The sequence below is a fragment of the Bacteroides sp. genome, assembly GCF_028690125.1.
Lineage (GTDB): Bacteria > Bacteroidota > Bacteroidia > Bacteroidales > Bacteroidaceae > Bacteroides.
Genome location: NZ_JAQVBV010000023.1, coordinates 57,436 through 81,590, shown reverse-complemented (window position 1 = coordinate 81,590; position 24,155 = coordinate 57,436). Strand labels below are relative to the sequence as shown.

The 24,155-nt window shown below is 41.1% G+C and carries 13 protein-coding genes; 8 read left to right on the top strand and 5 right to left on the bottom strand.

Going from position 1 to position 24,155, the window contains the following annotated elements:
- Nucleotides 1-27: 27 nt before the first annotated feature.
- Nucleotides 28-342 (top strand): chaperone modulator CbpM, encoded by a 315-nt coding sequence (locus PHO71_RS15320; RefSeq protein WP_300204985.1) that lies wholly within the window; start codon nt 28-30, stop codon nt 340-342.
- Nucleotides 343-454: 112 nt separating this feature from the next.
- Here PHO71_RS15320 and PHO71_RS15315 read toward each other — a convergent pair whose 3' ends face one another.
- From PHO71_RS15315 to PHO71_RS15295, 5 genes are all read right to left on the bottom strand, one after another.
- Nucleotides 455-925 (bottom strand): GAF domain-containing protein, encoded by a 471-nt coding sequence (locus PHO71_RS15315; protein ID WP_300204981.1) that lies wholly within the window; start codon nt 923-925, stop codon nt 455-457.
- A 303-nt stretch (nt 926-1,228) separates the two neighbouring features.
- Complete coding sequence (locus PHO71_RS15310) at nt 1,229-2,935, bottom strand: acyl-CoA dehydrogenase family protein (protein WP_300204979.1); 1,707 nt, start codon at nt 2,933-2,935, stop codon at nt 1,229-1,231.
- Between the two features lie 17 nt (nt 2,936-2,952).
- Nucleotides 2,953-3,618 carry an energy transducer TonB gene (locus PHO71_RS15305; protein WP_300204978.1) on the bottom strand — a complete coding sequence of 222 codons (666 nt, stop codon included), beginning with the start codon at nt 3,616-3,618 and terminating at the stop codon, nt 2,953-2,955.
- A gap of 13 nt (nt 3,619-3,631) precedes the next feature.
- Nucleotides 3,632-4,651: an electron transfer flavoprotein subunit alpha/FixB family protein gene (locus tag PHO71_RS15300; protein WP_300204976.1), complete on the bottom strand. Its 1,020-nt coding sequence runs from the start codon at nt 4,649-4,651 to the stop codon at nt 3,632-3,634.
- 47 nt (nt 4,652-4,698) lie between these two features.
- Nucleotides 4,699-5,571 (bottom strand): electron transfer flavoprotein subunit beta/FixA family protein, encoded by an 873-nt coding sequence (locus PHO71_RS15295; RefSeq protein ID WP_300204974.1) that lies wholly within the window; start codon nt 5,569-5,571, stop codon nt 4,699-4,701.
- Between the two features lie 419 nt (nt 5,572-5,990).
- On the opposite strand from PHO71_RS15295, the gene PHO71_RS15290 reads away from it, so the two are divergent.
- The 7 genes from PHO71_RS15290 to PHO71_RS15260 all read left to right on the top strand — a co-directional run bounded on the left by PHO71_RS15290 (nt 5,991) and on the right by PHO71_RS15260 (nt 24,151).
- Nucleotides 5,991-10,082, top strand: coding sequence for a hybrid sensor histidine kinase/response regulator transcription factor (locus PHO71_RS15290; protein WP_300204971.1), 4,092 nt, complete (start codon nt 5,991-5,993; stop codon nt 10,080-10,082).
- Between the two features lie 314 nt (nt 10,083-10,396).
- Nucleotides 10,397-11,917: a phosphodiester glycosidase family protein gene (locus PHO71_RS15285; protein ID WP_300204969.1), complete on the top strand. Its 1,521-nt coding sequence runs from the start codon at nt 10,397-10,399 to the stop codon at nt 11,915-11,917.
- Between the two features lie 19 nt (nt 11,918-11,936).
- A complete protein-coding gene (locus tag PHO71_RS15280; protein WP_300204967.1) occupies nt 11,937-15,176 on the top strand; it encodes a TonB-dependent receptor in 3,240 nt (1,079 codons plus the stop codon).
- 11 nt (nt 15,177-15,187) lie between these two features.
- Nucleotides 15,188-17,155, top strand: a complete 1,968-nt coding sequence (locus PHO71_RS15275) for a RagB/SusD family nutrient uptake outer membrane protein (RefSeq protein ID WP_300204965.1) — start codon at nt 15,188-15,190, stop codon at nt 17,153-17,155.
- Nucleotides 17,156-17,184: 29 nt separating this feature from the next.
- Nucleotides 17,185-20,178, top strand: a complete 2,994-nt coding sequence (locus PHO71_RS15270; RefSeq protein WP_300204963.1) for a SusC/RagA family TonB-linked outer membrane protein — start codon at nt 17,185-17,187, stop codon at nt 20,176-20,178.
- 16 nt (nt 20,179-20,194) lie between these two features.
- Nucleotides 20,195-21,853, top strand: a complete 1,659-nt coding sequence (locus PHO71_RS15265; protein WP_300204961.1) for a RagB/SusD family nutrient uptake outer membrane protein — start codon at nt 20,195-20,197, stop codon at nt 21,851-21,853.
- 48 nt (nt 21,854-21,901) lie between these two features.
- Nucleotides 21,902-24,151, top strand: a complete 2,250-nt coding sequence (locus tag PHO71_RS15260; protein ID WP_300204959.1) for a glycosyl hydrolase family 28 protein — start codon at nt 21,902-21,904, stop codon at nt 24,149-24,151.
- Nucleotides 24,152-24,155 lie beyond the last annotated feature (4 nt).

The following is a 24,155-nucleotide window of genomic DNA, read 5'->3' as shown; positions in this document are numbered from 1 at the left end:
GAGTATGAACTAAAATGAATGAGCACTATGCAGACCGAATTAATTATTGTCAGTGAATACTGTCACAAATGTCATATTGAGCCTTCATTTATAGATTTGTTGGAAGAAGGTGGTTTGATTGAAGTACGTGCCGAAGATGGAGAGCATTATCTGCTCGTGTCACAACTTCCTGAGGTGGAGCGTTATAGTCGGATGTATTATGACTTATCCATTAATATGGAGGGTATCGACGCTATTCATCACTTGCTGGACAGAATGGAAGATATGAGACGTGAACTAGACTCACTTCATAAACAACTTTTGCTGTATCAGGGACGTGAAATCGAAGATATAGATTGGTGATAAAATGAAACCTCTGTTTGATAGAAACGGAGGTTCTATTTATAGTAAACAGAGACTCTGATTCATTTGAATGGAGCCTCTGTTTTTTTGTATTTGTTCTTATACTCGTTAATTAGTTGATATATGTACAAATTTCTTCCAGATAGCGCGCATCTGTTTCATCGAAACTGTTCAGCATATTACTGTCGATATCAAGTACTCCAATGACCTTTCTTTCCTTGACAATTGGTATCACTATTTCTGATTTAGATTCGGAACTACAAGCAATATGACCGGGGAACTGGTCTACGTCAGGTATAATTAGTGTACGGACTTCCTTCCAGGCAGTACCACAAACTCCTTTGCCGTAACGGATGCGCGTACAAGCTATAGGCCCTTGAAAGGGACCAAGTACAAGTTCATCTTCTTTTATCATATAAAAGCCTACCCAGAAGAAATCGAAAGTCTGCTTTAACCCAGCTGCAATGTTTGCGAGGTTAGCTACTCTATCTGTTTCGGTACTTACTAACGAATATAGTTGTGGAAGTAATTCCCGGTATTTCTCTTCTTTACTTCCTGCATTGATGAATAAATTTTCTGCCATATTCTTAATTTACTTCTTTTTACGGTTAAGGATATATTTATTTAGATATTTGGATCATAGATAAAATCGTATTATTTTTCTTCACACAAAAGTAAAGAATAATAGTGAAACATGATAGAAATAGGAAGGGATATTTTACTCTATAGAAACGATGCTCGTGCTATACACAATCATTCATTTTTAATTAGAGTTCTATCTGTTGATTTTTGGTTGGAGATTGTTTGGTTCCTACTGGGAAAGGGATATAAAAAAGCATCCGCTTCATAAGAAGGGATGCTTTTTAGATTGTTTATCTCTTTTCGATTATTTCTTATAGAAAGCTAGTTCTTCCTGATCGAAACTCTTGATAAATTTAGCGTGTTTTTCTACTTCTGCTTCAGCATAGTTCAAATATACGTGTGCAGATTTAGCAAACAGTTCCGGAGCCTTAGTTGCATCCTGAATTAGTAAGTGAGACATGATACAATCTGCTGCCATTTCCATAAGTCTGCGAGCAGTGAAGTCGAGCAGTTCCTGATTTTGAGTCTCTTTTACGAGGTTGGTGCAAGCTTCAAATTTATCTGCCATCTTCTTCAGACTAGACATTAATGGTGCCATCTCCGGTGAACAAGGAATTGTTTCAAATTCGCGAATGGTTGCAATATAAGAACCATTTGTCACATAACGGATGGCAGCTACTGTCTGCAACTGAGTTGTACCTTCATAGATGCTTGTAATACGTGCATCACGGTAGATACGTTGGCAAGCATATTCCATCATGAAACCTGAACCGCCATGAATCTGGATACAGTCGTATCCGTTTTGATTAGCATATTCAGAGTTCATACCTTTGGCAAGCGGAGTAAAGCTATCAGCCAATTTTGCATATGCCTTCTGTTCCTGACGTTCTTCCGGAGTCAGTTTACGTTCGCGTGAAATATCGTCCAATGCTTTGTAGATATCTACGTAACGTGCAGTCTGATACAACAAAGCACGTCCTGCGTCCAGCTTACCTTTCATGATGGCAAGCATATCATATACAGCCGGGAATTCAATAATTGCCTTACCAAACTGTTTACGGTCTTTAGCATAAGCCAATCCTTCGTTATAAGCAGCTTGGCTCAAACCTACAGATTGTGCAGCAATACCCAGACGCGCACCGTTCATCAAAGCCATTACGTATTTAATCAAACCAAGTTTGCGGTCACCGCAAAGTTCAGCTTTAGCATTCTTATATACTAATTCGCAAGTAGGAGAACCGTGAATACCAAGTTTGTTTTCAATACGACGAACATCTACACCACCCTGACGCTTGTCATAGATAAACATAGACAGTCCGCGACCATCTCTGGTTCCTTCTTCCGAGCGAGCCAATACCAAGTGAATATCAGCATCACCGTTCGTAATAAAACGTTTCACACCGTTCAGCAACCAGCAACCGTCTTTTTCGCTGTAAGTAGCTTTCAGCATCACCGATTGAAGGTCGGAACCTGCATCCGGTTCAGTCAAGTCCATAGACATTGTTTCACCTTCGCAAATACGTGGGATGAAACGACTGTGTTGCTCTGCATTACCAAATTCGTACAGTGTTTCGATACAGTCCTGCAATGACCAGATATTTCCGAAACCGGCATCAGCTGCGGCTACGATTTCAGCACACATGGTATACGGAGTAATCGGGAAGTTCAAACCACCGAATTGGCGTGGCATGGTCATACCGTTCAATCCTGCTTTTACCATAGCATCCAGGTTCTGTTTTGTCCCTGATGCGTATTCTACGCGGCCGTTTGCACAGTGAGGACCTTCTTCGTCCACCCCTTCTGCATTGGGAGCAATGATTTCACCGGTAATTTCTCCTGTGATTTCCAAAACTTTGTCGTAAGAGTCTACGGCATCTTCGAAATCTATCGGAGCATAGTCAAATTCATCTTTATCTCTGTAATTGCGCTCTTTAAGTTCGCAAATACGCTTCATCATCGGATTGTTCAAGTGATACTTGAGTTCCGGTATTTCTGTATAAAAATTTGCCATTTTGATAATTTTATTTTTTAAGGTAAACGAAAGTGGGCAGGCATGACACAATAAGTAGGGATGCTTTCTCCTTCTATTTTAGCAGGTGTCCATACACTTTTTTTTGATACTTTCTTAATCGTATTCAGCGCAGCTTCATCTAAAATAGGGTGTGCAGATACCAACACTTCGGGGTTAGTGATACGTCCTTCAAGGTCAATAATAAACTGTAAAATCACTCTCCCTTCTATTTTTTGTTGTCTGGCTTCACTCGGATACTGAATAGTGGCAGCTAACTTACGTGCAAAATTCATTTTACCTCCGGGAAATTCAGGAGCCTTATAATATGGTTTGAATGGAAGTTCACTTCCATCTTCTGCCCATAACTTTCCTTCTACGCATTGATCTTTATCATAAATTTCCTCTCTGCGTCTCTTTCCATCCGGATAAAACTGCACTAAATTGCCATTTCTTATTCTTTGTTTTTCATTATAAACTTGATAATTTTCAACTCGTTTGAGTTTACCATCCAGTGCATAATATTTGACTTTGATCTGCTCTTGGCCTATTTTAGTAGCAACAGCATATTCTATTGCATTTTCTTTATTTACCCATTCAGTATATTTATTTACATAAATAGTATCCTGTGCAAATGAAGTATGTGTAATCCACGATACCATTAATACTAAAATAAGTCCTTTCATATTACCTCGTTTTTTATTTGGATTTTTGTTTGTAATATTTAATCATCTTTGGCACAACTTCTTCGATTGTTCCATTGATTACATAGTCAGCAATCGTATTGATCGGAGCATCCGGATCATTGTTGATTGAGATGATAATACCACTTTCCTGCATACCGGCGATATGCTGAATTTGTCCCGAGATACCGCAAGCAATATACAGTTTTGGGCGAACAGTTACACCTGTTTGACCAATCTGACGGTCATGTTCTGCAAAACCTGCATCAATGGCAGCACGGCTGGCACCTACTTCTGCATGAAGTTCCTTAGCCAAGTCGAACAGTAAATTGAAGTTTTCTTTAGAACCTACACCATAGCCACCTGATATGATAATTGGAGAACCTTTTAAATTGTTTTTAGCCTTTTCTACATGACGTTCGATTACTTTTACCACATAGTCTGTATCGGCTACATATTTCTTCACATCGTGACGAATCACTTCTCCATTATAATTTGGCGAAAGAATTTCTTTTTTCATCACACCTTCGCGAACCGTTGCCATCTGTGGACGGTGTTCCGGATTAACGATGGTAGCAACGATGTTACCTCCAAATGCCGGACGAATCTGGTACAAGAGGTTCTTGTAAGTTTTACCTTCTTTCTTATCCTCGTGATCACCAATTTCCAATGAAGTACAGTCGGCAGTCAGACCACTGGTTAATGCTGAAGAAACGCGCGGACCCAGGTCACGACCAATAACGGTAGCACCCATCAGGCAGATTTGCGGTTCTTCTTCTTTGAAGAGATTCACCAGAATAGAAGTATGAGGAAGAGAAGTATAAGGATAAAGTCCTTCACCGTCAAAAACATGGAGTTTGTCTACTCCATAAGGAAGGATTTGTTTTTCGATATCTTTGAGGTTCGTTCCGGCAACCACTGCTTCGAGTTGGCAGTTCAATTGGTTGGCTAACGAACGACCTTTGGTCAGAAGTTCAAGGCTAACGTCTGCGACGATACCTTCTTCTATTTCGCAATATACAAATAAGTTATTCATATTATAAATGTTTTTTAGTAGTTAAGTAGTGGTGCTACTTAATTACTTTATCCAATAGTGTGGTTAGCTAATAGTTCAACAATTAAGTCTTCCACGTCACGGTCGCTGCCGCTGATGGTTTTGCTCTCTTTAGCTTGGAACACGATGTTCTGAATAGCTTTTACTTTGGTTGGTGAACCTGAAAGACCGCATTGGACAAGATCCCCGTTTACATCGGATACGCTCCATTCTGCCAGATTCAAGTAATCGCGTTTGTCGTACAAGTCAGTGTAATCGAGGTTACCTTGTTGTTTTTCTGTAATAGTCTTGGCGTGTTTGTACTTCTGTACCAGTTTTGCATTACGCGGGCGGCAAGGAGCAGCAGAGCCATTTACAGTAATAACGATAGGCAGAGGTCCTTCTACAGTTTCTACACCACCGTCGATATGACGTTTTACCTTGATCTTACCTTCTCCTACTTCCAAAATTTCTTCTGCGTATGTGATTTGTGTCAAACCTAGCTTTTCCGCTACTTGTGGACCTACCTGTGCAGTATCACCATCAATAGCCTGACGTCCGCCGATAATAATATCGCATTCACCAATCTTACGGATAGCAGTAGCAAGTGCATAAGAAGTGGCCAGTGTATCTGCACCGGCAAAAGCACGGTCGGTCAGTAAATAACCATTATCTGCACCACGGAAAAGTCCTTCACGAATAATATCGGCTGCACGTCCCGGTCCCATTGTCAGGATGGTAACGGTGGAGCCTGGGTGGGCATCTTTCAGTCGAAGAGCTTGCTCAAGAGCATTCAGGTCTTCGGGGTTGAAGATGGCAGGGAGTGCCGCACGGTTAATCGTTCCGTCGGCTTTCATGGCATCTTTCCCAACATTACGTGTGTCGGGAACTTGTTTAGCCAATACAACAATTTTCAAACTCATGTTATTAATTTTAGTATTAGTACTTCTACAAGTTAGCAGCCAGTAGTCAAGTAGTAATCTCTTGCTATCAAAACTATCCGGTTAACTATCAGCGTGCAAAATTACTCAAACGCTTGGTTCTGACAAGAAAACAGCATAAAAAATGCACAAGCTTAAGGATTTTGAGCAAAAGTACAGGATTTAAAGGGCCTGTTATGATGTCATCATTACTTTATTGCGAAGTCTTTATGCTCGTAAAATACTACTATCATAAATGATGTATGAAACGACCCGTTAATTAAATAGGTTTATATATTAGTCTTTTCTTCCAAGTCTTTATCATGCTGACAAACTTGAGTAAAATTTAAAAGAAATGATCAGATAATCTTGGAAAATCTCTATATTTGTGTGAATTTACATTAGAAAAACACTCATTGAATATGCCCCGATTTAGCCTTTGTTTAATACTATGGATACTAGGAATTCTGTATAGTGGCTTAGCGTTAAAGGCTGGAGTCATTTCCGATTTAAAATTTATTCCTATCCAGTCCAAATTGCTTCCTTCTAATGAGGTTCGAAAACTATATCAGGATTTGGACGGATTTATTTGGATTCCTACTTATAACGGACTCGTCAGATATGATGGATACAATGTTGTTACCTATGGACTTTATAATGGGATAGATGAGTCTTTCAATTCGTATCTGAATGCTGTAATTGAGGATGATTGTAAGAACTTGTGGATAGCCGCTGAGAAAGGCTTGTATAAATTAGATAAAATAACAGGTAAATTGTCTTATATTCGTTCTAGCGAGCTAGGACAATTGAATGTTGCCGACTTAGTCTATGGAACAGATAAAACCCTATGGATCGGAGGAGATAAAGGGCTTTTTAAAAAAGAAAAGGATGGAGAGTTTAAACATATAGATTTAAGAGAACCGTCGGGAAAGAAAGTTTTGCATATCAGTTCCATCATGGAAGACTCTCAGCAAAACCTCTGGATTACAGCTTGGGAACAGGGATTGTTTCGATATGATATTCAAAATGATAAATTGTATTCATATATAGATCCGGTCCTTCGGACGGCTAATGTAGTATTTGAAGATATCAATCATAACTTATGGGTTGGAACATGGGGCAGAGGGTTGTTGAGATTGGATTATCCTTATACCGCTGAAGATATGAGTTATAAGCAATATCTGCACGACGATCAATCTTCCGGTTCATTGTTAGATAATATAATCTATGATATACAACAGGATAATGCGCATCGGCTTTGGATTGGCAGCAGAAGTGGTTTGAGTATTCTTTGCGATGAGTCGGATGTGAACTCATTTGAAAACTTTGTTCCAAACGGTGAATATGGTGCTTTGCCTTACAACGAAGTAAGTTCAATTCTGCGGACGAGAGATAATCTTATGTGGATTAGTATGTTTGGTGGAGGGTTTTGCAAAATCCAGACAGAAGGGAAGAAGTATGACACGGACAATCTGGAGTCTGTGAAAGAGAAACTTAAAACCAATTCGGTTAGAAGTATCTGTTATGCCGGAAATAACGAGTTCTGGATGGGGATTATTGGATTCGGTATGATTAAATATAATCTGGAGACTCGGACTTGTGCCAACTATGTAGATATTCCTGATTTTAAAGCATTACCTTATACTTCTACAGTCGATGCTATTATTAAACGAAAGAATGGAGAAATCTGTTTTGGAACCTGGAATGCGGGAATCTGGTTTTATAATGAAGCAAAACACAAAATTACTTTTCTAAATCAGTTTGTCAATCGAAAGTTCGAAGATGATTGCATTCATGTCTTAAAAGAAGACTCTGAAGAGAATCTGTGGATAGGTACGAGGAAAGGTGTCTATATCTTAGATAATCAAGGACGGTTTTATACTTTGTCCGAATGGCTTCAATGCGACCCCAATTTTATATCTTCCAATGTTTTTGATATCAAAGAAGACTCCAACAAGAATATTTGGATAGCTACCAATTATGAAGGAGTTATTAGGATTAACCGACATACAAAGCAGTATAAAAAGTATGCCATAGAAGGTAAAAAAGATATTTATAATACAGTTTGTTTATTGGTTGATTCCCGTCAGCGGGTGTGGGTAGGAACTATGTGGAGCGGATTGGCCTACTACCGGAAAGATACAGACTCTTTTGTAACTGTATCATCAATCTCAACCATCGAAAACAGAGGTATATTAAATATACAGGAAGATGATAATCAAAGGATCTGGATAACAACCAACAGCACTGTACTTTCATTTGAAGTAGATGATTATTACCGGCTGCAGAAAATCAATTATTATACGGTAACAAATGGAGTTTCAGAATTCTTTTTTAATAAGAATGCTTCTTTTAAAATGGAAGACGGAAGGCTCATTTTAGGAGGATCACAGGGACTTCGGATTTTTGAATCAAGTTTGCTGGCAGAAGATACCCCCTTGTCTTTCCCTTTGGTTATCACTGATTTTAAAATACATAATCAGTCTCTGAGAGACTTTCCGGAGAAAAAAAGGGAAAAGCTAACTAAACATGATATTGACTATACGAAAGAAATCACATTGACTCATGATCAAAATAACTTCTATATTGAATTCTCACTCTTGAATTATGAAAATCCTCAGGAAAATCTTTATTCCTATAGGCTCGAAGGTTATGATGAAAAGGATATTGTAGTAGATGCGCAACAACATTTTGCTATTTATAATAATTTACCTGCCGGTACATATACTTTCAGATTAAAAGGCACGAGTGCGAGTGGAGTATGGAGTAAGTATCAAAAGACATTGACGATTCACATTATGCCCGAACCCTGGAAATCATGGTGGGCTTATTCATTGTATATCCTGCTAGGCTGTACCTTATTCTACTTTGTGATTCGCTTTGTACGTTATCGTTGGCGAATGCAGCAAGAGATTCAGATCAGTAAACTCGAAAAGCAGAAGATAGAGGAAATTAACCATGTTAAACTTCAGTTCTTTACCAATATAACGCACGAACTGATGACACCTCTTAGCATTATTCTTGCTTCATTGGAGAATTTAAAAAGTAATAATGGAGATCAAGCATCCCTATATTCAATAATGTCATCCAATGCCACACGATTGATGCGTCTGATACAACAAGTGCTGGAATTCAGGAAGGTTGAAAGTGGAAACTTGAAAATATCTGTATCTCATGGGGATATTTCCGCAGCTATTGAAAACTGTATTGAGGCTTTTGCCCCATTAGTAGGAAAAAAGCAGTTAAAGATAGATTTCCTTAGCGACCCCCATACCATCACCGGATACTATGATTCGGATAAATTAGATAAGATCATCTATAACCTGTTGTCTAATGCTGCCAAGTATACACCGGAAAAAGGAAAAATAACGGTGAACCTGAGATTAATTGAAGAAGCTAAGATACAAATAGAGTTCATCAATACGGGAGAACCCATGAGTAAAGGGAAGATAAACACTCTTTTCCAGCGATTTTATGAAGGGGATTATAGAAAATACCACACCATTGGGACAGGGATCGGATTATCTTTAGTGAAAGACTTAGTAGAGAAGCATCATGGAGAGATTACAGTACATAGTGAAGAAAATGTAGGCAATTGTTTCAGAGTAACCCTTCCCATCGTCAAAGAGGCTTATCAGGAAGAAGAGATTGACGATTCTGTTAAGTCGCAGATCGTATCGAGTTTGCCATATATAATGTGTGAAAATGGAATCCATACGGAAGAATTGGAGCCTATAGATGGCGTACAAACAGATTATACAATCCTCATCGTAGACGATAATGAGGAGCTGTGTATGTTATTTTCCAATTTGTTTGCTAATTATTTCCATGTAAAGACTGCATTTAATGGAAAGCAAGGACTTGAAATACTCAATGATACTCCTATCAATTTGATTGTTTCGGATATCATGATGCCCGAAATGGACGGAATAGAATTTTGCCGGACAGTTAAAAGCAAGTTTGAATTTTGTCATATACCGGTTATTCTATTGACCGCCAGAGGAACCGAAGAAAGCCAGATAGAAGGTTATAATTCAGGAGCGGACGGATATATCAGCAAACCCTGTAATTTCTCTTTGTTATATGCTCAAATAATGAACCTACTTAAAAAACAAGAGCGAAAAGGAGCTGATTTTAGGAAGCAGTTGGTTTTTGAAGTGGGAAAACTGGAATATACCTCAATGGATGAAAGTTTTATCCAAAGAGCTATTGATTGTGTAAACTCGCATTTGAGTGATTGTGAATTTGGACAACCCGAGTTTGTGAAAGAGATGGGAACGTCTCGCACTGTGCTCACTGAGAAACTAAAATCTTTAACAGGTCTGACCCCGTCCATTTTTATTCTGAATGTACGTTTAACGGCTGCCTGTAAGTTGTTGGAAGAACAAAAAAGAATGAGGATTGCAGACCTGGCTTACTCTGTCGGCTTCAATGATCCCAAGTATTTTAGTACCTGTTTTAAAAAGAAATATTCCTTGTCTCCCAAGGAATATATGGACCGTTTACAACCTTGATTGAGATTATTCTATAAAATATGTGCCTTCTGAAGGCTTTAGAGAAGTATTTCGGTAAATATTCGACCTTTTAGTTATCGAAGCTCCCTATCTTTGAATTGTCCAAAAAGCTATTGGCAGGACAATTCATCTTATATTTATGTTAATCTTAAAACCAAATCTATTATGATGCACTACAAACCACCCTAGCTTCTCTGTCGCTAAAATCCTTTTGTCTAATATTTATTAATGCTAAACTAATAATTCTGCTATTTATCATGAAAATAGAAAACACATTATTAAAAATCTGCTTTATTCCTTTATTATATATAGGAATGATGATATGTAGCTCCTCATGTACGGATGAGAATGAAACGAACGAGCAAAATCAACCATTTAAATCTGTCTTTGTAGAAGTAGATAAAGAGAAAGTACAAGCTAAAGTGGTGGATGGGAAAAACCTTTCTTTATCTTTCGAAACTGCGGAGAACTTCTCGGAAGCCAAACTGAATATTGAGTTAAACGATGGTTATGAATTGATTTTCCCTAAAGATATTAACAAAGCAGATCTGGCTAATTATCCTGTATTGAATTTCAGAGCACCGGATAACCGCATTGTCAAATACTGGTTTAATATCTTTTCAAAGGCATTTCCTATTTTGGATGATACGAAGATAGGAGTGGTAGGTTTACCTAATGATGTAACCGTTCAAAATTCTACTAAGGAGGTTTTGGTCAATTTCAACAAGAATGTAATGGACATGAGCAATGTTGAATTGCGTTTTGGAGAAGGAGCTTTGATGGAAGGGGCTGAGATTGTGAGCGATTTGACCTATGACTTTACCGAAGGGCTTACACAAGATCTTATTATTAAATTAGATGGAATCGACCGTCCATATAAAGTGAGATTGAATGTTGCTACGGCAATGGGCGATCCCAAATCTTACGGATTTACCAATGTCACCAATGATTTTGTAGATGCTCAGCAATATCCTTTTTTATCCGTATATACTGCTACTTCGGTTACCAAAGTACCGATCAGAAATAATGCCCCCGAAACGCCTTGGAGTTGGGATGTGCCGGCAGACAAAGTTCCCGAATACCTCGCCTTTATCGGCGATTGGAGCACCAACAGACCGACAGAAACTATTGGCAATACCCTTTTTGCTATTGCAACCATTGATATAAAGAAAGCCAACGCTTCAATGAAATCCAATAATCAGCTACAGATAGCTGTAAAAGACGCAGGTGGACTGATTACAATGAGTGGGAAGCCCCTTGGTGAGAATACGATACTTTATTGGGATGGACAAGTATTAAACAGAACAAATACCAGTGATGCCGGCTGGAGAGCAGCGGTAGGCTTCGATGATGAAGGCAAGGTTTCATTCTATAATGCCGCTATTCAGAATGATAAGATGATCCGTATGCCTAAGTATGCCTCTTACCCTGATGATTATCTGGCTACAGCATCTGAGTGGAATGTGAAATCTGCCGCCTGCGGACATCCCTGGCTAGTGAGAAACGGACATAGCATGACGCGTTTGGAAATGTACGTCAATGATGCTACCAATTGGGAGGTTGCTCTTGGAGAGGCGTGGAACGGAACTCGTGCCCGCTCTTTTATAGGAATCACCTATGATAATAAGGTTGGTTGTGCAGTCGTTGCAGATGGAATGAGTACTTGCCAAGCTGCTTGGGTACTTGAAAAACTGGGATGGAAAGAAGTCTTTTATGTAGGTGGTAACTACTATATGGCTAATGATTTCATTCCTACATTGTGTGTCAATGGAAAGCTAGTGGTAGGTGATATGAATCAGCAAGCACAATATTGCATTGCTATTGATGCAAAATAATAACTTTAAATGAGATATTATGAAAAAGAATATATACTTGATTATTGCGTCCCTGTTATTGCCTTCGACCTTGATGGCTGTTTCCGGAAGTGGATTGGATAAAGAGTTTCCGGGAGCAAGTTCTGAGGTGGTGTCGAGGGTGGATAAAGCCATCGTGTATAAAGGAAAAATATTGGATGATAAGACTTCGGAACCATTAATCGGAGCTACCATTCTTGTGAAAGGAACCACTATTGGGACGGTTACTGATGTAAACGGAGAGTTTCAGTTTAGTGTATCTGACGAGATTAGTCCTGTCGTTCTGGAGATATCCTTTATCGGATATATAAAAAAGGAAGTAACTCCTCAAAAGCATTCGGATATTGTGATTCGTCTGGTAGAAAACACCGAGACATTGGAGGAGGTGCAAGTCGTTGCGTATGGCAAGCAAAGTAAGATGTCTGTCACCGGAGCTATATCTTCCATCAATACCAAAGATCTGTTGAAGTCTCCCAGCGGAAGTGTGGCAAATGCTTTGGCGGGTGCTATAACAGGTGTCTCCAGTGTGCAAACATCGGGGCAGCCCGGTGCGGAAGATCCGAACATATATGTTCGTGGAACCGGATCATTAACTGCCGGAGCTTCTAAGCCGCTTATTTTGGTAGATGGAGTAGAACGTTCCTTCTTCCAGATGGACCCTAATGAAATAGAGAGTATTACGGTTCTAAAAGATGCGGCTTCAACAGCGGTGTTTGGTGTGCGTGGTGCCAATGGAGTAATTCTCGTAACTACCAGACGTGGAGTGGCGGGAAAACCAAAGATTACGTTAAGTTCTTCTTTTGGTTTGACACAAGCTTTAAGAAACCTCAAAGGGGTAGATAGTTACAGTTACGCAAACTTATATACAGAGGCACAACGCAATGATAGTCCGAATATTTCTGACGATCAATTAAAGTTTTCGCCGTATGTCACAGAAATGTTCCGCACCAAAGCAGATCCTATTATGTTTCCCAGCGTAGATTGGGGTAAATACATATTTAAGGACCTTGCCTGGCAGACTCAACACAATGTCACGTTGTCCGGTGGAGCCGACCGTTTCAGGTACTTTGTTTCACTGGGTTACTTGGGGCAAGATGGTATGATGAAGCGAACCTATGAAGTTTATGACCCCAACTATTCATATAAGCGTTTCAATTATCGTTCGAATGTGGATATTGATTTGACCAAATCTACTTTACTGAAGATAAATATCGGAGGGCGTATTGGAGTCAGAAGAGAACCGCAGACATACGATATCTGGCGGAATATAATGTGGTGTACCCCATTTTCCAGCCCCGGTTTTGTTGATGGCAAGTTCATTCTGAATCAGAATAATAAATACATCCCTTTGGAGCAATTGACCAGCGGGTTAGATTGTTATTACAATTGGGGATATCAGACCAATAACGACAATGTCCTCAATCTGGATCTTTCCTTGAATCAAAAGTTGGATATGGTAACGCAAGGATTAAGTGTTTCGGTGAAAGGTGCTTACAATACAAACTATTCGATGACCGTAAGTCGTGCCCCAACAGTGACCGACAGTGCTTATACTCCTATTTATTTAGGAACTAAGACCCAACCGGGAATGGATCTGTCAGATCCTCGTTTTGATAATACAATTGTATATCAGACGGATGGAGTGATGGGACTTAGAGAACCTTTGGACTATAAGGATTATACCGGAAGGGGGCGTAACTGGTATGCCGAGGCCAGTTTGAATTACGACCGTTCTTTCGGAGATCATGGAGTGACTGCTTTATTTTTGTACAATCAATCCAAAACATATTATCCGGGTGAGTATACAGAGATCCCCACAGCTTATGTAGGCTATGTAGGTCGTATTACCTACAATTGGCAGAAACGCTATATGCTTGACCTCAATGCCGGATACAATGGTTCGGAGAACTTCGCACCGGGCAAGCGATTCGGCTTTTTCCCTGCTGCTTCCGTAGGATGGATACTTTCCGAAGAGAAATTCATGAAGAAGTTTGAGTTTCTTGATTTTCTTAAATTACGTGCTTCTTACGGTATCGTAGGTAATGATAAGTATAGCGGACATCGTTTCCTTTACTTAAATGGTTCATGGAATGGAAATCATCAGGTATGGGGCGGTAATGGAAGTTACCAGTTCGGTCAGGGGGGCAGTTCAAGTTTGCTACCCGACGCAAAAGAAAATACGATAGGCAATTCAGAAGTAACTTGGGAGAAAGTAGGAAAGCAAAATTATGGAATAGACATAAAGATGTTCAATGCTCAGTTGAGCTTTACCGCTGATGTCTTTTTTGAAAAGCGAAAGGATATTTTGTCTACTCGTAATACCCTTCCCTCGATAGCCGATATTCAGTTGCCTCTTATCAACTTAGGAAGAGTAAATAATCATGGATATGAGTTATCACTTGGCTGGGATTCGAGAGCCGGTAAAGTCGATTATTGGTTACGTGGAAACGTATCTTATTCGAAGAACAAAATTATGTTTATGGATGAGGTCTTTCCCAACGAACCCTATATGGCTCAAACAGGTCGTAGCACAGGATTGAATTTCGGTTATATGTTCGACCGTTTCCTTCAAAAGAGTGATTTCGATACACAAGGAAACTTGAAAGTCGATTCGGAGGGCAAGCAGATATTACCTGAAATGTCATTAGGAAATCCCCGTCCGGGTGATGCTTTATTCAAGGATATGAATCATGACGGTAAGATAGACGGCAATGATAAAACCTACTTCGGTTATAGTGATCGGCCCGATTATACATTAGGCTTTTTAGGTGGATTGAGATGGAAGAATTTTGAATTTTCCATGCAGTGGACGGCTGCTTTAAATGCTTCAAGACTTCTGGATCAGGAATACAGAGATTCGTTTGGCAGCACCAACAGCCGTATGCTTCTTAAATTCCTGGCGGATGGCAGATGGAATGAAGGAAACCAAGACAATGCGCGATTCCCCAGACTGACTTTCCAAAGTAAGTCTCACTATACGGAGCAATCAGATCTTTGGTTGATGAATGGTTCATACTTACGCTTGAAAACAGCCGAGATATCTTATACCTTCACCAATCGTAATTTATTAAAGAAAATAGGTGTTGAATCCGTGAGGTTATATGGAAGTGGATATAATTTATTGACTTTATTCTCTGATTTGAATGATATTGATATTGACCCGGAAGGCATGACTAGCGGAGAAAACAGTGCTTATCCTAATATACGTATTTATAATTTTGGAGTTAATATTTCATTTTAAATTAGTATGACATGAAGAATTCTATAATTACATATTTGCTGGTTGGCGGTTTGTGCCTCGGCACGTGGAGTTGCAGTGATATTGCTTTCGGTAATGATTTTTTAGAGAAAGCTCCCGGAGGAGATATAACTATAGACACTATATTCTCATCAAAAATGTATGCCGACAGAGCACTGACTTCAGTTTATGCCACATTGAGAACCGGACTGACCGTCCATGAGAACAATGGGCAATACTTCGAATATCAAAGTCCCGGAAATAAATTGGGTTGGGACAATCTTGACGCGCTGACCGATATTATCAGCTCACGCTGCAACTGGGGAGGAGTATATGGTACTTACTATGGTGGGCAGTATAATGCTGAGACTGAAAATGGATCTTTTGCCACTAAGTTCGGTTTCAATCCGGTGCAAGACGCTTCGTGGACCGGAATACGCAAAGGTTTTCTGTATATTAATAATGTAGACCGCGTTCCGGATATGACAGATGAGGAGAAAAAGATCCGTAAAGGAGAAGCCCGGATGGTCATTGCCTGTCAGTATCATGAGTTGATGCGGCATTTCGGAGGTATCCCTTTATTGTATACGGATATCCAGGCAGGTAATGATATGGGAACCGATTATTCGCGGCAGACTTTTGAAAAGACGGTGAATTATATCGTTTCTTTATGCGATCAGGCTGCTTCGGAACTTCCGTGGACTGTGGCTCCCGTTGATGACGGCCGTTTTACGAAAGCATCTGCTATGGCGTTGAAGATAAGGGTGTTGTTAATGGCAGCAAGTCCTTTGTTTAATGCTGACAGGCCTTATCTCGAAATGGGGAAACCCACTGTTGCCAACGTAGGTAAGATACCCGCCGAGAATATTGATAAAATGGCTTGGTATGGCAACTATGACCAGGCTCGCTGGGAGAGAGTCGTTACCGCCTGTGAGGAGTTTTTTGCGGAAAATAAGAAGAACAACGACTTCTACCATTTAGTAGAACCGGTCAGTCAGGATGTGGAAGGCTATCGTGACGCTTTTTCAAAGTGTTATGCCGAACGGTATAATGGTGAGATTTTGATTGCTACTTGCCGCACAATGAGAACATTCGGAGAACTTTATCATAGAATGTATTTTGGTCCCTCGGCCGATACCAACGGAAATGCGGGACGTGGCTATGGTGGTGGATGTATTACACTCAATTATGTGGATATGTTTCCATACTCTAACGGTGAGAAGGCTTCGTATACTCAATGGATACAGGAACACGGATCAATAGGTACATTAGATAATAATCCATTTGTAAATCGTGATCCCCGTCTATACGAATCTGTTATGATTGTCGGAGATAAATTTCAGGGTCGCGTGGCCGAAATGTGGGTTGGAGGACGTGAAAGAGTCGCTCAGGATAACCCGCGGGCTATTACAGGATTCTGTGTCAGAAAGTATCTGTGGGAGTATAACGAAGCCACTTTCCATAACAAACCTGCCAATTATGCCTACATGAGACTTGCGGAGGTATATCTTGCCTATGCTGAGGCTTTGAATGAAACAGGAAATAAAGACGGTGCTTATAAATACCTGAACAAGGTAAGAAACAGGGTGGGGCTTCCGGATATGAGTGATGCCTTGTTACATCGTTTGCAGAGCGGAAAGACTTTACCTTCTTATTCCGAATGTCCATTGATAGGAAACCCGGAACTGCGTGAAGAAATTCTGGACGAGCGTGCTCGTGAATTTTCGTTCGAGGAAGTGAGATGGTTTGATATCGCACGTTGGAAGAGAGGCGATATTTTTCGGAAGGACTTGTATGGTATTACTATCATGCCCGAAGGAGGTTCTGTGGATGCGGGGAATATGAAGCTGTCCTTCTCGGAGCCAACGATGGAAAACTTACGTTATTGGAAGAATAAATTTAGTCCGAAGTGGTTCTTGAGCGCATTTCCTACGAGTGAGATCAATAAAGGATATGGACTTATTCAGAATCCCGGTTGGTAGATATTTGTTAAATCAAAACAGAGATTACAATGAAAAGATTCAATATATTAATGGTGTTCATATGCTTTTCGTGCCTTATAAAAGCGCAGTCATTGCCTGTGAACGTGTATGTGATTGATGAACAGAATAATCCGGTTCCGGGGGTAGTGATGAAGATTTCCGGCAACCCGAATGAGATATTCACTACGGACGAGAAGGGCGTCATTCATTTTCAGGCAGCACCGGGGACAGAGGTTACTTTCTCGCAGTTCAATAAAATGCTGCGCAGGCTGACGATTAAAGATAAAGACGTACAGGTTCGCCTTGACCGCAACAATCGTTTGTTCGAAGTGGGATATGATCAGAAGATAACTAAGGAGAATACTGCTTTAGCTGTTAGCGGAGTCACTGCCGAGGATATGCAAATATCCGGGCAGTCCAACGCAATGAACACTTTGTATGGATTGATTCCGGGCTTAACCGTCCTGCAAAGAGAGAATCAACCCTGGAATGTGACACCTTCCATTTATATTCGTGGCAGAGGTTCTTTCGGAGGCAACAGTGTGATTGTATTGGTAGATGGAGTGGAACGTGATATCTCGAATATAAATAGAGATGAAATAGAGAGTGTGACTGTGCTGAAAGATGCTGCCTCGCTGGCACTGTATGGAAACAGGGGAGCCGACGGAGTGATCTGTTTCACAACGAAACGCGGAGGAGATCATAAACTGCGTACACAAGTTGATTATAACTTTAGCGTACAGACTCCGTTCCGGATTCCCGAAATGGCGAATGCTCCCACTTTCGCGAATGCTCTGAATGAAGCATTAGAAAATGACGGACTCGCTCCCAGATATAGTCAGCACGACATTCGTAGAATGACGAGTGGGGATGGAGGAACATTGCTTCCAAACGTGGACTGGAACAAGGAACTGTTGCGAAAAGCGGCTTTCAATCATGACTTGAATTTATCCTTCGACGGTAATAGCCAACGGATGCGTTACTATGTTTTTGCAAATTATACAAGCAACCGCGGCCTTATCAATAACACCAATCTCAACGATGGATATTCTACCCAAGTGGAGATGTATGCTCTTAAACTGCGTACCAATCTGGAGACTTATATTACTCCCACTACAGTTGCCCGGATGAATTTGATGGGGCGTTTGCAACAGTATCAGCAACCCACTTCCGGAACAGATCTGGGGTATATGTATAATACTCCCTCTTCTGCTTTTCCTATAAAGAGCCCTCAAGGGGTATGGGCGCAGAACTGGCAGTATAGAAATCCTTTGGCAGAGAAAACGGCAAGAGGATATAGTGTCTTGTTGCAGCGTACTTTATTTGCCGATCTGACCATTGATCAGGATTTATCCGTTGTAACCGACGGTCTGTCGGCACAACTCCGTATAGCTTATGATAATGGAGCCGAAATAAACGACTCCAAGTCGAAGGATTATGCTTACTACAATACCACTCAAGTTTTTAATGAGTCGGGCAATGTTTCGGACGTCCTTTATTCGAGATATGGCAATGATACGGAGCTAAGTTTTAATAACGGGCCATTATCATGGCAGGTTATGCGCACTACCATCTGGGGAAAGGTTGATTACGTGAAAAGTTTCAATCAACACCAGGTGAAGGCGGCAGGTATCTATAGTCAGGGAAGGGCAAAATACAGAGGAGCCAACAATACCTATATGTATCGGGATTATATACTCAATCTGGAATATAATTATGATAACCGCTATATTGTAAACGGCGTTCTCTCTTATTCGGGCAGTGGCAAGCTGTCTTCGGGTGACAAATACAGGCTGTATCCGGCTGTTTCTGCCGCATGGATACTTTCGAATGAAAAGTTTATGAGTAATTTCAAAGCGATTGATTACCTCAAACTGCGTGCGTCGTATGGTATAGTGGGTATGGATGGCCGTCTCTCTTATGATATGGACAAACAGTTCAATGGTGGCGGACAACAATATATTTTTGTGGGAACCGTGTTAGAGCCCGGTATGGCTCAAGGTAGCCTGCCCTCTGTCCATGTGGAGCCGGAGAAAGAATATAAAGCCAATGTTGGAGTGGAAGTGGGACTTTGGAAAGGGCTTTCTGTTGAGGTAGATGCTTTTTATAATCGTCGCAAAAACATACGTGTATCTTCCGGTGGCTCGGTATCATCAGTACTTGGAGTGGGAGTGCCCGATATATTTACCGGTGAGGTAAAGAACTATGGTGCTGAATTCTCACTGGGATGGAAACAGCAAATACGTGATGTAGGCTATTCTATTCAGGGAAACATTGCTTATGCCAAAAACGAGATTATCAATATGGAAGAAACCTATCATCCGTATGCTTATATGAATGAAACCGGACAATCCATTGGTCGTTTTTACGGGCTGGTTGCCGACGGGCTTTATCAGAAGAGTGACTTTGACGCCGACGGAAAGTTGAAATCAGGAATCCCCACTTCTTCCTATATTGCCAATTTACAGCCGGGCGATGTGAAGTATAAAGATTTGAACGGTGACCGAAAGATAGACGATTACGATAATTGCTACCAGTTAAGAAACCAACTGCCGGAGATTTATTATGGATTTACGTTGGGGGCAAACTATAAGAATTTCGGATTGAATGCTTACTTTCAGGGAGTGGCTCATTCTACGGTCACTACTAATCTGAGTAGTATCTATCATCCGCTGTATGGAAATGATAAGAATATATCCAATCATTACCTGCAAAATTACTGGTCGGAATATACTCCCGAAGGTCGCTATCCACGTTTGACTACGTTGTCCAATAACAACAACTACCGTGGCAGCTCTTTATGGACTGAAAAAGGAGATTTCCTGAAGTTGCGTACACTGGAAGTTTATTATAAGATGCCGGTCCGCTATATCAAGAGTCTGAAAATGAGCGAATGCCGTTTCTTCTTTAAAGGTCTGAATTTATTCTCTATTGATCATGTCGGAGTGATGGACCCGGAATACATCAGCATGGGTTATCCTTCCATGCGTAGTTATCTGCTTGGTGTAAATGTGCAGTTTTAAATAAAATAAGTTGTTTATGAAAAGATATATATTTATTTTAACCGGTTGCCTGTGGCTCACTACTTCTTGCAGTGACTTTCTGGAGCTGAATGAATCTCAGTATCATACAGTGGAATATCAATTCTCGACTTTCGAGAATGTGAAACAGGTAGCAACGAATGTGTACGGATATGTTCAGGATGGCTTGGCCGATGTTGGTAACACCATGAGAGACGCGGCAACAGATGATGCTGTATATGCTTGGGAGTCAAACAATCTGAAGACGTATTATGACGGTAGCTGGTCGTCTACAAACCTGATTGACAATCAGTGGTCTCACTACTACTCTGCGATTAGTGCAGCCAACTACTTCTTAGAGAATTGTCCGTCGGATTTTCCTGCAACCATTTATCAGGAGAACTATAAAGAGAAGGTGCAACAATTGAAAAACTATCCTTTGGAGATCAAGGCACTACGTGCTTACTTCCATTTTGAATTGTTGAAGAGATACCGCAACATTATATTGGTAGATCATTCTCTGTCCATTGATGAAGTGAATAATTTAAAACCAACTCCTTTTGATCAGGCAGTCAGTTGGATTGTCGATCAGTGCGACGAAGTCATACCTCTGCTTCCCGTTACCTACGAAAATACAACGAAAGGAGAGATAGCACGCACCACCAAAGGAATGGCTATGGCTTTGAAAGCCAGGATACTGCTTTACGCTGCCAGTCCTTTGAACAATCCGACGGATGATAAAACGAAATGGTTAAAAGCAGCGGAAGCTGCCAAGCATATTATAGATGCTAATATCTATCGTCCGGTTAATGAGGAGGTAGTAAATAATGCGGCAGCGGCAGGATTGATTTTCGGAAAATGGAATTCACCCAACAACAACTTTGAAGCAGCCAACTTTCCAATCGGATTTGAAGGAGGATATTCCGGAGTCTGTCCGTCACAAAACCTGGCGGAAGCATTCGATCTGATTGACGGAACTCCTTTCGATTGGAATAACGAAGAACATCGTAAGTCAGCCCTTAAAGTGGAAAACCGTGATCCTCGGTTTCAAAAGACATTGCTTCCCAACGGAGTATCTTTTAAAGGCGAAATCATTGAATCTTTCCTGAATGGAAAAAACGGTTTGCCTAAAGAAGGAGCTACACCCACGTCTTATTATCTGCGTAAGTTGCTCAAAGAAGAAACAAGTCTGATACCGGGCAGCACAACCAGTTATCAGCACATCGTTCCTCTGTTCCGGTATGAAGAAGTTCTGTTGAACTATGCGGAAGCACTGTTGGAAGCCGAAAAGAATCCTACTTATAAAGGGAAACAGGGAGAAGTGGACTATCAACTGTCTCCGCTGGAAGCTGTCAATCAGGTAAGAAAGCGTGTAGGAATGCCCCGTTTGCCCGATAATCTGGATTACTTATCGTTCCAAAAACGTTTGAGAAACGAACGCCGCGTAGAATTGGCTTTCGAAGGACATCGTTTCTGGGATATCCGCCGATGGAAGATGGGAAAGGATACCAAAAAGGTATATGGTCTCACTCTAACGGCTAAAGGTGACGGTACGCTGAATGTGCAACGCACATTGGTGCACGACCGCATCTGGGAGGATAAGATGTATTATTATCCTATAGCGGATTTTGAACTCTTTAATAATAAGAATCTGACTCAAAATGATGGCTGGAAGTAGCAGCATCAGGAGAGTTCTGTTTATATAACCTGTTTAAAATGTAGAACAATGAAAAATAGTATCTTATTAACCTATTTCCTCTTTCTGGTATTTGCTTCGGCTTCCTGTAAAGAGGATGACATGACGACAGTAAATGCCCGGTTTAACGAACAGTCCGGATATGCTCCGCAAGAGTTGTCTTCCTGGGCGCACGCTCTATTTGTTTTTGATAATCACTCCTGCACAGGATTGGAAATGGCTCCGGATAAGGCATCTTTGAAGGATATATCAATCGGTGCGGGCAACAGGGCTACGGTAATTGCCTATGAAAGTGATAAGAACCTGAATTTTGGTAAGGTCGGGTCAGGCGGTATCTCTACCGACTATTATGTGTCGTTGAAAGACATCAACGGAGAGATTCCACAAATATGGATGGAACATACTCCTTTGAATGACGCTGCCAATGGCTTTGCTATGAAGCCACTCACTTCTACCATCAGTGTGAACCTGCTTAATGCTCCGGAAACATTCGAACAGATCTCTTTTTCTTTACCGGGCATGACAGATGCGTTGTACCTGTCATCGGGTAAGGTTGAGGTACTGAATACCGTGCAGGATAAGCAAATCACTATAAAAAGCGGAGAGTCGGGCAGCAAGAAAGCTGTTTTTCCGATGTTGAAGGCTGACGGAAGCTGGGTGCTTGCTTACCAACTAAAGATGAAAGATACAACTCTGGAAGGTGTACTGGAAATAGCTAAAGGAATCAAGGCAGGGCAAACGCTGGAGTTGAATGTTGATTTCTCCAAATATCTCTCCGAAAGTTTATACACGTTGGCTTATCGGTATACGGCTTACCACGCTGATCTTTGGACGGAAAAGAAAGAAGAGTTCTTCAGACTGTGGCCGGGTGATGACACATTCAAGGATAAGAACAAATATTATAATGTATATGTATTGCAGGACGGACGTTGGAAAACGGTAGATGTACGCAATACCTTATGTTCGGACGGGCCGAGACATCATGCTGAGATATGGAACGACTGGGATAACTCGAAGATGCTTCGTGACACGATGTGCTACGCCAACTTCATTGATAAGTTTACAGGTCCGGTGAAGATACGTGTAGAGAAACGTACAGGCGGTAAGTTCAGTACGTTCCAGGTACGTCCCAGCTCGTATGGCATTCAGCCCGTGGAATGTGCAAAGAACACCATTGAGTTTACGTTGCCCGACTGGGAATCGAGAAAAGTTTCTGTGGAATTTGACGGAGACAGATATCATAACCTGTTCTTGTTCCCTAACCGTCCCGACACAAACAAACCGGATGTGACAGCCGCTAACGTGAAATATTACGGTCCCGGAGAGCATCATACCGGACCTATCACCTTACTCGAAAATGAAACACTTTATATAGACGAAGGTGCTACCCTCTATGCGGAAAAGCTGTTTGTAAGAGGTAATAACGTAACCATCACAGGTAGAGGAATACTTTCGGGCGAGAAGAACCGCCACTGGGGAGGGGATTACGCCAACGGAGATATCCTGCTGTCCGTGCAAGGGCAGGGGGTAGGATTGAAGAACTTCACTTTGTCCGGCATTACGATTATTGATTCGCCAAGTTGGACCGTATCGGTTTGGAATACAGACAATGTGATGATTGATAACATCAACCTTATTGGCTGGATTCTCAACGGCGATGGAATAGACCTTTGCAGTGTGGCGGGTGCTACGATCAAAGACTCGTTCATACGTACCTACGATGACTGTATCACTTTGAAAGTACGCTTTAACAATGATCCGAAGACAGACACCAAAGACGTTTTAATACAGAAATGCCTCATCTGGTGCGACTATGCCCGAGGCATCATCGTAGGTCCGGAGTGTGGCGACTGGACATGGGGTACGGGAGGAATCAATAACTGTTTGATTGAAGATTGTATCGTACTCGAACAATCGAATGGAGACGGTGATTTCAGAGCTGCTTTGGCTGTGGTTCAGCAGGAACAACACGGTGGCGGAGCCGCTCCGATGAGGAACATCACGTTCCGTAACATCCTGATTGACGACATTCAGCCCACGGGTCGCCCCATTTGTGTGGAACAAACCCCGCAGAAGAATGGATGTACGATGGAAGATATACTGTTCCAGAATATTACGATTAAAGATACGTCCGGTTGCAGATACAAGTCTACCGTAGTGACCAACAATAGCTGGATATCCAGACTCACCTTCGAGAATGTCACCTATAATGGAGTGAAAATAATGGGCGAAGGCGACCGGTTAAGTATTTCGGGTAATGCGGAAGTATTTTATAAATAGGTAA

What these genes read in the sequence shown, in the direction of transcription:
- PHO71_RS15320 (WP_300204985.1), top strand. Translation starts at nt 28, where the DNA reads ATGCAGACCGAATTAATTATTGTCAGTGAATACTGTCACAAATGTCAT.
- PHO71_RS15315 (WP_300204981.1), bottom strand. Translation starts at nt 925, where the DNA reads ATGGCAGAAAATTTATTCATCAATGCAGGAAGTAAAGAAGAGAAATAC.
- PHO71_RS15310 (WP_300204979.1), bottom strand. Translation starts at nt 2,935, where the DNA reads ATGGCAAATTTTTATACAGAAATACCGGAACTCAAGTATCACTTGAAC.
- PHO71_RS15305 (WP_300204978.1), bottom strand. Translation starts at nt 3,618, where the DNA reads ATGAAAGGACTTATTTTAGTATTAATGGTATCGTGGATTACACATACT.
- PHO71_RS15300 (WP_300204976.1), bottom strand. Translation starts at nt 4,651, where the DNA reads ATGAATAACTTATTTGTATATTGCGAAATAGAAGAAGGTATCGTCGCA.
- PHO71_RS15295 (WP_300204974.1), bottom strand. Translation starts at nt 5,571, where the DNA reads ATGAGTTTGAAAATTGTTGTATTGGCTAAACAAGTTCCCGACACACGT.
- PHO71_RS15290 (WP_300204971.1), top strand. Translation starts at nt 5,991, where the DNA reads ATGCCCCGATTTAGCCTTTGTTTAATACTATGGATACTAGGAATTCTG.
- PHO71_RS15285 (WP_300204969.1), top strand. Translation starts at nt 10,397, where the DNA reads ATGATGATATGTAGCTCCTCATGTACGGATGAGAATGAAACGAACGAG.
- PHO71_RS15280 (WP_300204967.1), top strand. Translation starts at nt 11,937, where the DNA reads ATGAAAAAGAATATATACTTGATTATTGCGTCCCTGTTATTGCCTTCG.
- PHO71_RS15275 (WP_300204965.1), top strand. Translation starts at nt 15,188, where the DNA reads ATGAAGAATTCTATAATTACATATTTGCTGGTTGGCGGTTTGTGCCTC.
- PHO71_RS15270 (WP_300204963.1), top strand. Translation starts at nt 17,185, where the DNA reads ATGAAAAGATTCAATATATTAATGGTGTTCATATGCTTTTCGTGCCTT.
- PHO71_RS15265 (WP_300204961.1), top strand. Translation starts at nt 20,195, where the DNA reads ATGAAAAGATATATATTTATTTTAACCGGTTGCCTGTGGCTCACTACT.
- PHO71_RS15260 (WP_300204959.1), top strand. Translation starts at nt 21,902, where the DNA reads ATGAAAAATAGTATCTTATTAACCTATTTCCTCTTTCTGGTATTTGCT.